16 protein-coding genes and 1 pseudogene are annotated in these 14,731 nt (G+C 37.2%); 6 read left to right on the forward strand and 11 right to left on the reverse strand.

Going from position 1 to position 14,731, the window contains the following annotated elements:
• Positions 1-13 precede the first annotated feature (13 nt).
• Positions 14-1,198: pseudogene (locus tag QUF99_RS18780) on the forward strand (DUF3880 domain-containing protein); the annotation flags it as partial.
• Entirely contained in the window at positions 1,181-1,651 is a 471-nt protein-coding gene (locus QUF99_RS18785; protein WP_289374705.1) for a lytic transglycosylase domain-containing protein, read from the forward strand. The pseudogene QUF99_RS18780 and the gene QUF99_RS18785, both read left to right, overlap by 18 nt.
• 290 nt (positions 1,652-1,941) lie before the next feature.
• Here QUF99_RS18785 and QUF99_RS18790 read toward each other — a convergent pair whose 3' ends face one another.
• The 3 genes from QUF99_RS18790 to QUF99_RS18800 all read right to left on the reverse strand — a co-directional run bounded on the left by QUF99_RS18790 (position 1,942) and on the right by QUF99_RS18800 (position 3,378).
• Positions 1,942-2,235, reverse strand: a complete 294-nt coding sequence (locus tag QUF99_RS18790; RefSeq protein WP_289371908.1) for a hypothetical protein — start codon at positions 2,233-2,235, stop codon at positions 1,942-1,944.
• Positions 2,236-2,341: 106 nt separating this feature from the next.
• Complete coding sequence (locus QUF99_RS18795; protein WP_289371910.1) at positions 2,342-3,067, reverse strand: polysaccharide deacetylase family protein; 726 nt, start codon at positions 3,065-3,067, stop codon at positions 2,342-2,344.
• 47 nt (positions 3,068-3,114) lie between these two features.
• Positions 3,115-3,378, reverse strand: coding sequence for a hypothetical protein (locus QUF99_RS18800; protein ID WP_289371912.1), 264 nt, complete (start codon positions 3,376-3,378; stop codon positions 3,115-3,117).
• A gap of 120 nt (positions 3,379-3,498) precedes the next feature.
• Here QUF99_RS18800 and QUF99_RS18805 point away from each other — a divergent pair, with 120 nt between their 5' ends.
• Both QUF99_RS18805 and QUF99_RS18810 read left to right on the forward strand, forming a co-directional pair.
• Entirely contained in the window at positions 3,499-3,642 is a 144-nt protein-coding gene (locus QUF99_RS18805; RefSeq protein ID WP_000414451.1) for a small acid-soluble spore protein P, read from the forward strand.
• A 149-nt stretch (positions 3,643-3,791) separates the two neighbouring features.
• The gene (locus tag QUF99_RS18810; RefSeq protein WP_289371917.1) at positions 3,792-4,172 is read left to right on the forward strand and encodes an Hsp20/alpha crystallin family protein; all 381 of its coding nucleotides are present in this window, start codon (positions 3,792-3,794) and stop codon (positions 4,170-4,172) included.
• A 288-nt stretch (positions 4,173-4,460) separates the two neighbouring features.
• On the opposite strand, the gene QUF99_RS18815 is transcribed toward QUF99_RS18810, so the two are convergent.
• Positions 4,461-5,702, reverse strand: a complete 1,242-nt coding sequence (locus tag QUF99_RS18815; protein ID WP_289371919.1) for an MDR family MFS transporter — start codon at positions 5,700-5,702, stop codon at positions 4,461-4,463.
• 278 nt (positions 5,703-5,980) lie between these two features.
• Positions 5,981-6,373, reverse strand: coding sequence for a hypothetical protein (locus QUF99_RS18820; protein ID WP_289371922.1), 393 nt, complete (start codon positions 6,371-6,373; stop codon positions 5,981-5,983).
• Between the two features lie 137 nt (positions 6,374-6,510).
• On the opposite strand from QUF99_RS18820, the gene QUF99_RS18825 reads away from it, so the two are divergent.
• Positions 6,511-7,713 (forward strand): alanyl-tRNA editing protein, encoded by a 1,203-nt coding sequence (locus tag QUF99_RS18825; protein WP_289371925.1) that lies wholly within the window; start codon positions 6,511-6,513, stop codon positions 7,711-7,713.
• Positions 7,714-8,049: 336 nt separating this feature from the next.
• The gene (locus QUF99_RS18830; protein WP_289371927.1) at positions 8,050-8,622 is read left to right on the forward strand and encodes a DUF6434 domain-containing protein; all 573 of its coding nucleotides are present in this window, start codon (positions 8,050-8,052) and stop codon (positions 8,620-8,622) included.
• A gap of 27 nt (positions 8,623-8,649) precedes the next feature.
• Here the strand turns inward: QUF99_RS18830 and QUF99_RS18835 are convergent, their stop codons facing one another.
• From QUF99_RS18835 to QUF99_RS18860, 6 genes are all read right to left on the reverse strand, one after another.
• Positions 8,650-9,747 (reverse strand): acetyl-CoA C-acyltransferase, encoded by a 1,098-nt coding sequence (locus tag QUF99_RS18835; RefSeq protein WP_289371929.1) that lies wholly within the window; start codon positions 9,745-9,747, stop codon positions 8,650-8,652.
• Positions 9,740-11,203: an acyl-CoA synthetase gene (locus QUF99_RS18840; RefSeq protein WP_289371931.1), complete on the reverse strand. Its 1,464-nt coding sequence runs from the start codon at positions 11,201-11,203 to the stop codon at positions 9,740-9,742. Before QUF99_RS18840 ends, QUF99_RS18835 begins: the two co-directional genes overlap by 8 nt.
• A 156-nt stretch (positions 11,204-11,359) precedes the next feature.
• Entirely contained in the window at positions 11,360-11,935 is a 576-nt protein-coding gene (locus QUF99_RS18845; protein WP_289371933.1) for a biotin transporter BioY, read from the reverse strand.
• A 165-nt stretch (positions 11,936-12,100) separates the two neighbouring features.
• Entirely contained in the window at positions 12,101-13,711 is a 1,611-nt protein-coding gene (locus QUF99_RS18850) for a long-chain fatty acid--CoA ligase (RefSeq protein ID WP_289371935.1), read from the reverse strand.
• A gap of 256 nt (positions 13,712-13,967) precedes the next feature.
• Entirely contained in the window at positions 13,968-14,171 is a 204-nt protein-coding gene (locus tag QUF99_RS18855; RefSeq protein WP_289371937.1) for a hypothetical protein, read from the reverse strand.
• 305 nt (positions 14,172-14,476) lie between these two features.
• The gene (locus QUF99_RS18860; RefSeq protein WP_289371939.1) at positions 14,477-14,725 is read right to left on the reverse strand and encodes a DUF2164 domain-containing protein; all 249 of its coding nucleotides are present in this window, start codon (positions 14,723-14,725) and stop codon (positions 14,477-14,479) included.
• Positions 14,726-14,731 lie beyond the last annotated feature (6 nt).

Genomic DNA, 14,731 nt, shown 5'->3' on the forward strand with positions numbered 1-14,731 from the left:
AAGGAGAATAAGAATGCGCATTTTATTTTTGGAAAGCAGTCAAATTTGGACAGTTGGTCTTCCAAAAGGCTTTGTTGATGCAGGACATAAAGTCATGATATCAGGTCCATTAACTCAAAAAAACATTCCTCATATGATAGAAAGCTTTCAGCCTGATTTTGTCATTACAATAGGCTGGGGCGTTGAGCATACAGAAGAAAAGCTGAAATGGATAAGAAAATATTTACATGAAGCTAGAGTTCCTCTTGTTTATTGGGCTGTAGAAGACCCTCAATTTACTACTACCTGGTCCCTTCCTCTTATTAATAAAATACAACCTAGCTTTGTATTTACTATATCTTCTACAACAGTTGACTATTACAAACAACAAGGGATTAAAGCAGCATATATGGATTTTGGTCACCACTCCAGCGTCCACTTCCCGGTAGATGCCATCCCTCAATATCGAGCTTCAATTGCAGTGGTAGCTAATGCTTACCCTGATGTATTAGAAAAATATCCTCAGCATTTTCGTCATCATGCGATAAACACTTTAATACGTCCCCTCCTTGCTGAAAATATACGTATTGACTTTTGGGGTAGACATTGGGATAAAATGAATCCATTCCTTGGTATGGACATACCAAAAGATTGGATTCATGGATATGTACCATACAATGAAGCGAATTATGTATATAGTTCAGCTAATATCGTTCTAGGTTTACAAAATTATCCCTCACAAGTTACCCAAAGAACTTATGAGATACTTGCATCTGGAGGTTTCCTCTTAACGATGAATACACCGGGAGTAAGACACCTATTCCAGCCGGGGCATGACCTTGTTGTTTCTTCATCTCCAGAGGAAACTGTAAAGTTAGTAAAATATTTTTTAGAGCATCCTGCAAGTTGTAAGGACATTGGGGAGCAAGGTAAGTTGACTGTCAAAATTCATAGCTATCGACACCGGGCTGAATTCATGATTAACGTATTGAGCAAAGAAGGAATAGTAAAACCGGATATTGGTGCTTCGGGGGAACAAGGTGAAATCTATTATTATGAAAACTTCACTGAAGAAAGATACCAATTGTATATTGTTAGCCCATCTGACTCCCTATGGAGCATTTCACAAAAATTCGGAGTCACAATTAGCGACTTAAAAAATTTAAACAGTTTAGCAAATGATGAGATCTTTGTTGAGCAAGTGTTAAAGATCAGGGAAATTATAGATACAACACAGTTTTTGGTTCAATCAGAGAATAAAAGCACTCTTGGGAATCCCCAAGCAACACAGTGGATTAAGCCTATTTTCCAGGCTGCTAAAGAACATAACCTTCCTAACAATATCCTCTATAGCATCATGGTAGCCGAGAGTAACGGAAATCCAAATCTAGTTTCCAAAACCGGAGGCATAGGATTGATGCAGTTTCAAATTGAAACAGCCAATTTATTAGGAATTAACCCTTGTAATGCAATCGAAGCGATCTACGGAGCAGCCCGCTATTTGCAAGAATTATATACTGAATTTGAAGACTGGAAACTAGCCATTGCCGCCTATAATGCCGGACCGGATATAGTAAAAAAATACGGGGAGGTTCCACCGCTTGAAGAACCCCAAAATTATGTTAAAAAGGTACTTTCATATTCTAAAGCCGTCAACTTCGACAATCTGTAAAACGGTAACGTTATCCTAAGCATGCGTTTATACAAATAAAACAGATAAGAAACCACATTTTGCTGACAATTTCATTTTCTAAAAAAGGTTTATGACAGTCAATTTAATAGTAACGAATCAGAAGAGGGGAGTCTCTTTTTCGGGTTGCTTCGCCTTACCATTTTGTATGCATTGTATTTTTGAAATTTCGCTGAGCACTTTTTTGGGCATACCCCTTTTTATCGCCATATTTAGGATACGTTAACAATAAAGAAGCTGTCCCCATAGCCAAATAGAATTGAAAATTGTTTTCAAAAATCCACTGCTCGTTGATTAACATGTTGATTCAATGCTTTTTCTGTAACATTCACATTTTTGAAATCATATAAATTCGCACATAGTTGACTTAATGATTTCACTCCTGTCTCCTCATTGTAAAGGGCATGCAGAGCAACAAAATCTTCCAGATTAATTTTTCTATTTTTTGTTTTAAAACCATGTTGTACAGCATTTTCATTTAAGTGCTCAGGAGAAAAAATTTGTTTAAATGTATCTAAAAAGTGTATCCAATCTATTTTTCTCGGAGATAATTTAGTTAAAGTCAAATCAAAGACCACCCTTTCATTTTCGGATGCACATTGAATAAGGATGGTCATTTTTTTGTCTTTTTATATCATTTTCTTAACTTGATGGCTATAGGGACAGCCTCTTTTAATGCTTATAACGTAACAGTTCAGAAACCTTCACAAATCTGTAACCTTTCTTTTGAAGAGCAGGTAAAATTTTTTCTAGCGCCGCTACAGTTTGGCTCCGATCACTCCCGCCATCATGAAGCAAAACAATATCGCCGCTCTTCGCGTTTGTTACAACATGCTTCACAATAGATTCTGTGCCTGGATTCGCCCAGTCTCTCGGATCTTGATGCCATGACCATAATACAATTTGATAGCCTGCTTCTTTTGCTGTTGTAAATACAACATCATTAATATATCCACCAGGAGGACGGAAAAGTAATGGCTTCTCTACCCATTGTTGCAAATACTTTTTCCCCTCTAGAATATCATTTTTTAATTTCTCACCTGATGCATCCCGAGCATACAAATGGTTCATCGTATGATTCCCAATCTCATGCCCTTCCTTTAGCGCCTGTTTTATTAAATACGGATTACGCTCAATGCGAAAGCCAATCATAAAAAATGTTGCCTCTGCTTTGTATTGACGCAATATTTTCAGCACCTGCGGAGTATATTTCGGATCAGGTCCATCATCAAAAGTAATCGCAATGACTTTTTCGGTGGTAGGTACGTCCCACGTTACATTACCTGTAGGCTCTAATTCTTTTCTCTCTAGCATTTTTGCTTCCACTTTATCCACTTGAACTATATGTATAACACAAATCATACAAATAATTAGTACAGCAATTTTGTTTTTCATCATATTTACTCCAAAGTTGAACAGGTTGTTGAAATAAAATAACAACCTGTTCAATCAGTTAGTTGATCTACATCTTGCATAATAGTTTGTAAATTACTTTCATATTGCTCTAATTGTGGACGCTGTGTTTCAGATGCAACTTCAAGTGCATTTTGAATTTGTTCATATGCTTCTTGTACTTCTTGTCGTAAATGCTTTAAGTCTTGACTGTAATTCGGATCATTTCTCACGATATTGTTGTATAAATCCTCTGCTTGTACGACTCCTTGTTGCGCTGCTTGAAAAGCTTGTTGTTTATCTTTATGATACGGCATATGCTTTCCCCTTTCTGTGTAGTTAGTCCTACTTATCTTTACCCTTTTTCATAAAAACATTCTCGTATAAATTTGCGAAGTTCTCTCATTCTAAATACAAGAAGGGAGGTGTACAACAATATGGAAAAGAACAACAGTAAATCCATTCGTCAAAATACGAAAAAAGGGCAGCCTTCTGGACAACCCGAACCATTAAGCGGCTCACATAAAGTAAAAAACCGAAACCATTCCAGACAAAAAAATCACGCTCACCACGATATGTAAGAAAAGGACAATGCACGTGCATTGTCCTCTTCACATAACATATTTAGAACAAATTTAATTTCCTCAGCATATTTTTCAGTTTCCTCTTCACCTCTAATCTCTATATGCATATCATAGTATGAATTGAGATTTTACGGAGGGTGTCTTACATGGACAAGAAAAAGAAAAGTTGTCTTTTTCATGTGGATGGTTTTGAAGAATGGATGGATCAATTTTGCTCCGATTCATATGCAAGCTTCAGTTTTCCTAGTCATATCCACATCGACCTTTTCGAAACCGAACAAGAATACATTTTAGAAACGGATGTCCCTAACGTTTTAGAACAAAACGTGCTTATAAAAAAGATGGAGACAGGCCTACAAATCCACATATTTCATAAAAATTCATCCCTGCAGCGAACCATTACTTTACCTACCAGCATCATCTATAAAAAAATGCTTGCCTGCCTGGAAAATGGTTTTCTCGCCATACACATTTCAAAAACAGAAGTAGCAAGAGCAAATGAGCGAAAAGTTCTCTTTTCTAATTAAAGCATCGTACAAACAAAACGAAAAAACTGTTTTTCATAAAAACAGGATAGAAGAAAGCAGATTCGTCCACCTGCTTTTTCTATCCTGTTTATTTTGTCCCTATCTATTATGTAGGAAACTCTGAACATAAAGTGAAACTTTAATCAGTGGTGTTTTCTTCATCCCCACTGATTATTAGCCCTCACCAATCGGACTTTTACGGGCAGTTTATCCCCACCTAGCTTCTTTGCTTTTTGCTAAATTTTGAGGTGGGGGTATTACTGCCCGTTAATGTGGGATAAACACCTATTATTTCACTTCAACCTCTATCTTACAGTTTTCATGAAGATTTCTTTTGTACAATAAGTTTTTTGTCAATAAAAGGACCGGGAATGCACAAACAGAAAAAATGGCTAATATCGAAAAAACAGCAAAGCCATTTTGATAGCCGTAATAATCTAACAAAATCCCGCCAAACCAAGGGCCTATTACACCACCAATTCCGGAAAATCCCATAGCTCCAAAATAGGTTCCTTTTAAATGCGGGACTGCGATATCATCAATAAACACATCTGTCATCGAAAACATCAATACCTCTCCCATTGTAAAAAGAATTGTACAAGCAAAGATACCCCACAACGACTGTGTCATACCAAATCCCAATAACCCTCCGCTAACAAGCAATGTTCCCATCATAATAGATACGAGCGGTGTATACTTCTTGCAAAATCGAATCAGTGGATATTGTACAATCACTACCGTAATCGCATTTAACGTTAACACATATGAAAATAATGTAACGCCATCTTGAAATACGTGCGAGTTCGCGAAATATTGAGATAATGTCGTTGAAAAGTGTGCATACCCAGTATTACTTAAAATAATTCCAACTAAGGCGATTAAAAAAACAACATCTTTTCGTAAAACACGAACCGCATTCATCATCGTAACTGGTTCGTTTGTATCTAGTTCCTGTTCACCAATCCGATATTTTTTAAATTGTAGCGCTAATACAATTGTATACAGGATATACACCACAGCCGCTACTAAAAATGGTGTTGTTGATTTCGCACTACCAAGCTGTAGTCCAACAAGCGGGCCAATTGCAACACCAACATTAATAGCTCCATAGCGTAAATTATAAACAAGTAAACGATGCTCCGGCTTTGTTAAATCGGATAGCAGCGCCCTCGATGTCGGTTCAAAGAACGAACGACACATCCCATTTAAGGCATTTAATAAAAAGAATGATAGAACATGATCTGCAAATGAAAAACCAATAAATACAAAGATCCAAATGATGATGGACCATAACATAATTTTTTTACGGCCAAAACGATCAGATAAATTCCCGCCAATAAAACTAGCAAATACACCAACCAATGCACTCGTTCCAATAATTGCTCCTGTCATTCCGGCTGATATTTCTTTCACCGTTGTTAAATAGATTGCTAAAAACGGAATGCTCATTGAAGTTGCAAAACGTGCAAATAATGTCCCTAGAATAATGCTCATCCCAACCGGATGAATTTGTTGTAACTTGCCTCTCATCCTCTAAACCTACTCTCCTGATATCATACATATATAAATCCATTTTGATTTTTCGACATATAAGCCGCGGCTATGGATAACAAAAGGTGACCTGCACTCGTTTTCTCTCTTTGTTTTCACTATGTCTGGGCAGGAAAAGGATCTGACCGCTTCTATGCATGGCTAGATGCTCTCTTCCACCTAAAAAGAAGGGTTTTATGTCGGTTTTTAATTTGTATTTATATAGAAAAAGAAAGCTAAAAAGCGGCTTCCTCCTCCATTTTTCTATTATTAAGTAATTATACACGAGCTGTTCTAGATAGCTCCATATCAATCCCATATGTAAATTGTAATTCTTTAAAAACACTCTCGATTGAGATATTCATCTTATATTTTTCATTAAATTCAGTAACCGATCCTTCCACTTCTTCATGTGTATACTTATATTCTCCTGTTATCAAACTTTTCAAATCAAAACAGTCATTGATACAAATCTGTACCAACAGCTGATCGTACATAGACAATAAGTCTTCTTTCTTCCACAGTAATTCTTTCACGTATAATCGATCAAATGTTACACTTCCACGATTACATTCCGTTAAAAGACGGGTCATTTCATGCAATTCTCGATATAGTTCAGAAATATTTGTATTAAGACGAATCAATTTGTCTACACCATTTTCATACAACATATCATCAACCCCCGCGTATTTCCTTTTTCTTATTATAGCAAGAAAATTCTAAAAAAGAGATTTTTTCTTCTGAAATGTTAGGAAACTTATTCAGATTGCTTTACAATGAAAACAGTTAATTTGAAAGGAGTACGAAAGTGAACCAAAAATTATATTACAACGATGCCTATCAACAATCATTCACAGCACACATTACAAAACAAGAACGAGATAACGAAGGAAACTTATATGTCATTTTAACAGAAACGGCATTTTATCCAACCGGTGGTGGCCAACCACATGATATAGGGACGTTAAATGAAACTCCTGTCTTCCGTGTAGAAGAAGTCGACGGCGAAATTCGTCATTTCATAACAGAAGAATTACATACAAAAGAAGTAACCGGTCAAATTGATTGGCAACGTCGTTTTGATCATATGCAGCAACATGCTAGCCAGCATATTTTATCGGCTGCTTTTTGGGATTATTTCAACATTCCAACAATCGGTTTTCATCTTGGGAGAGAAACTGTAACAATTGATTTAGACACGCCTGAACTCTCTAGCAAAATAGCTGCACAAGCACTGCAAATCGCAAACCAAATTGTCTTTGAAAATCATCCAATTCACATTCAATGGATGAATCTAGAAGAAGCAAAACAGCTACCTCTTCGAAAAGAACCAACTATTACAGAAAATATTCGCGTCGTAACCATTGAAAACTATGATTACAACGGCTGTGGTGGCACACATCCGAAATATACGAGTGAAGTAGGAACCATTCATATTATCGGATGGGAACGTAATAAAGGTAGCATTCGATTAACCTTTGTTGCTGGTTGGCGTGCCATTCAGTTATTAGGGCATCATCAACAAATTATTAAAGACGTTTCACAGCAACTAAATAGTAGTGAAGAAGATATTGCAAACAAAGTTAAACAGCTTCTTACATCGCAAAAAGACAATGAAAAAGCCTTGCAAGCTGCGAATGAAAAACTACTATCGGTAGAAGCAAATGAATTACTACAACAATCCGAAGAAACATCTGCTGGAAAACTGATTTCCGCAGTCTTTACAGATCGTACAATGCAGGAAATGGCGAAATTATCAGCAGTCATTACCGAACAAAATGAAAATGCGATTACATACTTCGTTACCCAGAACGAGGATAAGTTGCAATGCGTTTGTGCATGTGGTAAAAACGTGACAGCAAACATGAATACGATTTTAAAGAGTGCCCTTCCCTTCATTGAAGGAAAAGGCGGCGGCAACCCGAAAAATGCTCGCGGTGGGGGAAAAGCGCTTATAAAGAGCGAAGAATTTTTAGCTCACTTGGTTCATTTATTAAAAGAAACTGTTTAACCGCCAAAAAGGATAGCAATATGCTATCCTTTTTTATTATCTCTCCTTATTTCACATAAGGGTTGATGTCACTACTTATAAAGTGAAACTTTAATCAGAGGGGGGTCTCCATCCCCCTCTGATTATTAGTCCTCACCAATCGGACTTTTACGGACAGTTTATACCCCACACCTAACTTCTTTGCTTCTGCTGAATTTTGAGGTGGGGGTATTACTGTCCGTTAATGCGGGATAAACCAATATTTTGTTTTAATCCTTTATAAATAAAACACTTTAATTAACAGAACGTGTGTTTTATAATTAAAAGTGTAAATTTTGGAAGAAAGAAGGAATTACTATGCGCCCTCCCTTAACACGAGATATACGTCTTGAAGACTTTTCAAATTACTATTGGCTCAAAAAAGAATTGCAAGAATTTTGTCGTGAACACGGTTTACCAGCAAGTGGCTCTAAAATAGAAATTACTGAACGAATTACAACTTTTTTGAAAACAGGTGAAATACAGAAAAGTCAACTTGTACAAAAAAAGAAAATCTTCTCTCCTTCTCATAAACCACTTAGTTTACAAACAATCATTACTGAAAACCAGCGTTGCAGTGAAGATATTCGTGCTTTTTTCCAGGAAATCATTGGATTAAAATTCCGATTTACAGTGGCACTGCAAACCTTTTTCAAAGAAAACGTTGGAAAAACATACGAAGATGCTGTGCAGTTTTGGTATGAAGAGCAAGAACGAAAAAAGCATCCTTCTTATAAAACAGAAATTGGTGCTCAATTTGAGTACAACCGCTTCACACGTGCCTTCTTCCAAGATCCAAATAATAAAGGAAAATCAAGAACGGACGCTATCGCCGCCTGGAAAGAAGTAAAAGCAAAACCTGGCAGTAATGCATATGAGCCACAAAAATAAAAGCTAGGAATATCTTTTTGATTTACCCTAGCTTTCTACTTTTTCGAATAAGAGAGCAAGTCCAATTCCACCACCAATACCTAATGTAGCAATGACATACTTCGCCTGTTCTCTTTGTGCTTGATAAAACAACTTAGTTACAAGCATCGCACCCGATGCACCATATGGATGTCCAAGTGCAATCGCGCCACCGTTTACATTTAACTTTTCATATGAAATTTGTAGCTCTTGTGCACATGCAACTACCTTGGCCGCAAAAGCTTCATTCATTTCGATATAATCAATATCTTCTATTGTAAGGTTCAATTGCTGCAATAATTTTTGCACAGCAAATATGGGTCCACTTCCTGGAAAAAGTGGATTTACACCAACTACTGCACTATGAACAAATCGAAGAACTGGCTTGTACCCAAGTTCACGTGCCCGATTTTCTTCCATAATAAGTACCGCACATGCTCCGTCATTCACACCACATGAATTGCCTGCTGTAACCGTTCCAGCTTGTAAAAAAGCAGGCCTTGTTCGCTTTATGATTCTTTCGTAATTTATCCCACGCTTTATCGTTTCATCTTCTTTTATTTGAGAAGAAAGAGGTATGATTTCTTCTTGTAAGTATCCTTTTTCCAGTGCTTCTAACGTTCGTTTATAACTTAAACAGGCATACACATCTTGCATATCTCTAGTAATGCCATAGCGTTTCGCTACATGTTCTGCTGCGATTCCCATATCAGGATCCCCGATATGATGGGGTGAAAAACGCGCTCGTTGTTGGAACGATGACGTACTTGTACTTTCAACACCACCGGCAATATAACAACTTCCCGCTCCCCCTTGAATGAAATGACAAGCCATTCGAATCGCCTCCAATCCAGCACCACACTGGCGATCAACTGTCACACCTGGAACTGTGTATGGAAAACCAGCCTCCAGTGCTGATAAACGAGCAACATTTCCCCCTGGCCCAACAACATTCCCTAATATCACATCATCTATTTCCTGCTGAATCCCTTTACTCATATGCAAAAGTAAGGGTGCCGCTAATTTCTCAACCTGGTATTCTTTAAACACTCCATTTCGCTTACCGATCGGTGTTCGTTTTGCTTGTACAATAACCGCTCTATTCATATACTTTCTCCTGTTTCCCAATCCTATCTCTCGCTACTTCACGGGCGATTTTCCCGCTGCTTGTATAAGGAATTTCATCTACGAAATACCACTCTTTTGGAATTTTATAAGAAGATAATTGTTGTAAACAAAAACGTTTTAATTCCTGTTTTGTTGCCCTTCCCTTTACCATCGCAACAGGTCTTTCACCCCAATAAACATCTTGCACGCCAACAATCACTACTTCTTCAATATTTGGGTGTGTTAACAATACACTCTCTACCTCTTCAGGAAAAATGTTAATGCCACCATACAAAATCATATTTTTTTCTCGCCCTACTATATATAAAAAGCCTTCATCATCCCTATATCCGATATCCTGAACTGTCATCCATCCATCTTCTGTCTCTTGATAAGATAATTCACCGTCTTGTAAATATCCCATAAAAAATTGTTTGCTTTTCACATAAACAGTACCAACTTCTCCTGGCTGTAATTCTTGCCCGCTTCCGTTACATATTCGAACCTGCACATTATGGCATGGTTTTCCCACTGAAGAAGCTTTTCTTTCATTTTCTTCATCTGTTAATGCAGTTACAAAACTTAATTCAGAGGCACCATAAAATTCATACCTTTTGGCATATGGAAACATTCTCTGTACGTTCCTTTTTGCTTCCGCTTCCCATTTCGCACCTGAAGAAATGATTTTTACTTCTTGTTCTATAATTCTCTCTTCTTTATATAAAGCTTCTAGCATCGTTGGGACCGTATACATTACTGAAATTTGTTCCTGTTCCAGTATAGAAAGGACACGATTCGGAATAAACTTTTCTACGATATGTACCGTCTGTCCTAAATACAACGCGCTCATTGCACCATATAAAAAAAGTGAATGAACAAAAGTACCTGCGAGCAAGACAGAATCCTCATTCTTCATATGAAAATCATACACGTTACACTCAAAACTTTTTACCCATGATTGCTGTGCTCGAAGAAATGCCTTTGCTTTCCCGGTAGATCCTGATGTAAATCCCATATAAAAAGGTAAGTCCTCCACGCTTAATGAAGAATCATATACATTCGATCTTTCGCATAATACTTGAACCCATTCATTTAAAGTGAATACTTTCCCATTTATTTTTGGTAGCTCACTCATCTTATATTGTTCAGCAATCACAATAGATGGATTTGCAACCTTTAACCTTTCATCCAGTTCATCATGTTTCCATTTCAAATCCAGCGGAACACAAACCCACCCTGCCATCGCTGCCCCAGCAAAAAGCTGTAAAAACTCAATCTGATTCTCTAGTAAAATCGCAATCGTTTTATTCATTGATTTCTCTTCCGTAAGCCAATTCGCAACTTGGCACACGGCACTATACCATTCTTTATAAGTTACTACTCTATCATTTTCCTTTATTGCCACTTTATTTGGATGCACACAAGCATGTTTCTCATACAAAGTTGTAATTCCCACTGTTCTCTTCCTTTCTTGTAAAGTGAAACTTCTATCAAAGCTATCAACATATATTAAAACGAGATAAGAAAAAGAAACACGTAAATACGTGTTTCTTACATTCTTTTATACAACGAAATTTTTATCTATAGAAGAGTTTTCCTTCCCATAGATTTTTTAGCCAGCCTTTGAAATTTTATTATTCTTTAAAGCAGGAGTAATGATATGTTTCAATGAACGGTGCAGCCTTGCTACAAGAATTGCCGCAAACACAGCTTTTATTACATCTCCTGGTAAAAACACAACGCTTAATTTAGCAGCTTGCCATACCGCGATATCCATTACAAATGCCTGTACAGTAACACCAAACACATAGACAACAAAAATGCCACCAACCATGTTAATGAAGAATACTTTGATAACAGATACATGCCGTAAACGTTCTACGAGGTAACCGATAACAAATGCTCCCACAATGTATCCCATTAAATAGCCAGCACTCGGTCCGACAAAAACCGATGGGCCACCACGTCCACCTGCTAATAACGGTGCTCCAGCTGCTACAATGAACAAGAAAATCATTTGGCTTAATGCACCAAGACGTGATCCTAACAACCCACCTGCCATCATGACCCCAAGAGACTGCAATGTAATTGGAACAGGTGTAAAGGAAAGTGCAATCGGTGGTATTAAACCTAACACACCCATAATCGCACTAAATAATGCAACAAAAACTAAATTTTTTGTATTCATCTTTCCATTTCTCCTATTTGTAAACTATAAATAATTTCTAGATAACATATTATATGTGATATATTACCTTCGCTTTTTTATATTGTCAACAATATTTTATTTACAGTTAACAAATGGAGTTATTCCGATTATAGTCATCAAAAGATACCGAAATAGAAATTCGACTTATTCTTTTATATGGCTTGCTAACTCTTTTCTCAAAGCTTGTTTCAAAAATTTCCCGACTGATGTTTTTGGAATCTCATCCATAAACACGATATCATCTGGCAACCACCACTTCGCAAATTGCGGTTGTAAAAACGTATATAACTCTTCTTTTGTTACAGAACTATTTTGCTTAATTACCACGCATGCAACTGGCCGCTCTTGCCATTGCTTATGAGGAATCGCTACAACAGCTGCCTCAAATACCGCTTCGTGTGCCATCAGAGCGTTTTCTAAATCAACGGACGAAATCCATTCACCACCACTTTTAATCACATCTTTCGTCCGGTCTACAATTTTTATACAGCCTTCCTCATCAACAGTAACAACATCGCCTGTATATAACCAACCATCTCGGAATCCTTCAACCGTACGTTCATCGTTATAATAGCTTGCTGCAATCCACGGTGCACGCAAACATAATTCTCCCATCTCGTTTCCATCCCATTTTACTTCTCCATCAGCTCCAACAACTTTCATTTCAACACCAGGCACTACGTAACCTTGCTTTGCACGAATCGTAAGTTGCTCCTCGTATGGTAAATCACACTCATAACTTTTCAAACGAGCAAGTGAAACAAGTGGACTTGTTTCAGTCATTCCGTATGCATGCACAAAAGGCACGTTAAATTTTTGTTCAAATGCAGTTATGACACTTTTAGGTGCTGCTGCACCGCCGCATAAAATCCGTTTCATACTTGATAAATCATAACTGTTGTTTTCTAATTCCTGCAGTACACCGAGCCAAATCGTTGGGACACCAGCAGCTAATGTTACTTTTTCTTCTTGCATCATTTCAAGCAAAATTTTCGGTGTAAACATCGGACCTGGCAAAACTAATTTTGATCCAAACCATGTCGCTGCAAAAGGTAAACCCCAAGCGTTCACATGAAACATTGGAACAACTGGCATCGCAGCATCACTTTCGGAAAGTGCAGCAGTATCGGCTAATCCGAGTGCCATACAATGAAGAACTGTACTGCGATGCGTATACACAACACCTTTCGGATTACCAGTTGTTGCGGACGTATAACACATGCCAGCTGGCATATTTTCATCTATATCCTTTATAAACGGGAAGTGAGGATCTCCCTCTTCAAGAAGTTGTTCATAGTGATAGACAGGATGAAGTGAAGTTGCTGGAAGCTCTTTTTTGTCAGTCATAATGATATATGCCTGTACAGTCGATAGTTCATCTTGAATTTTTTCTACAAGTGGTACGATATCCTCATCGACAAGTAAAATACGGTCTTCAGCATGCCTAATAATATAGGAAATGTGCTGAGTAGATAACCGAATATTAATCGTATGCAATACGGACCCAATACTCGGAATCGCAAAATACGCTTCCACGTGACGATGATGATTCCACGCTAAAGTTCCAACACGCTCTCCTTCTTTTATACCCAACTTCTTTAATGCACTAGAAAACCTTCTCGTTCGCTCTCCCAATTGCTTATACGTTAGCGTTGTGATTGTATCATGCGTGCGTGAAACAATTTCTTTCTTTGGAAACAATTTTTCTGCCCTTTCAATCATTGAACTAATTGTTAATGGTACATTCATCATCATATTCGTTCCGCCTCCCATTAAAGCGTTTTCATTTTTGAATATTATATCAGACTTCTCTGATGAATAATGTAATTTTTCAGTATTTTCCGAATTATTTCCGCAGAAATAATTACTAGATGTATATAACGTTCTTTATCTCTATTCTTCATAGTATCTCCCTACTATAATAAGTGCTTATTTCATATCACTAGGTGTAGTATTATAAGACGGTTTGTATACAGGATTGGATATCCTTTATATGTAGGAATGTCTTTCATCATAGTGGCTTCTTCTTAAACTTTTGATGATTTCGCACTTTTAAGAGAAGTACACTTCCGCAATCTGTACAAACATATGCATCGACTGGAGAAGACGTAAACATCGTCTCTTTCTTTCTTATTTGTGCATATCCAATAAACTCTCCTTCTCCAATATGATTAGACCCACAATAAGAGCATATATGTACTTCTACCTTTTGCATGAGAGCACTGCCTTTGTTCTTTTTCTACTCCTTTCGACAACAACCCATTATTTTCCTTCTATTAAAATTGATCCTTTTCCCTCCACAAGTTAGAAGGAAACAACCATAAAGAACATAAAGTGAAACTTTGATCAGTATGGGTTTTCTTCATCCTCCACTGATCATCAGCCCTCACCAATCGAGCTTTTACGGTCAGTTTATCCACCACCTAACTTCTTTGCCTCTTGCAGAACTTTGAGGTGAGGGTATTACTGCCTGTTAATACGGAATAAATAGAAAAAGAGCCTACGAAAGGCCCTTTTTCATTATTCTTTAATTGTCTTTTCTAATACATATAAATCTTCTTCTAAATTCGCTAGTTTATCTGTAACAAGCTTTCTCGCATCTCCAATTGCTTGATTATATGCATATGGTCCAAGTAATTTTATCATCTCTTCTATTAAATGCTCCGCTTGGAAACGACCAATCGCTGCTAACTCTTCTTCTTCAAAAAATTGCTGAATCTGTTCTACAAGCTGTTCTTTTTTCTCATTTGGTATTTTCACAATCATCATTTGAAA

This window comes from Bacillus sp. DX4.1, assembly GCF_030348195.1.
Classification (GTDB): domain Bacteria; phylum Bacillota; class Bacilli; order Bacillales; family Bacillaceae_G; genus Bacillus_A.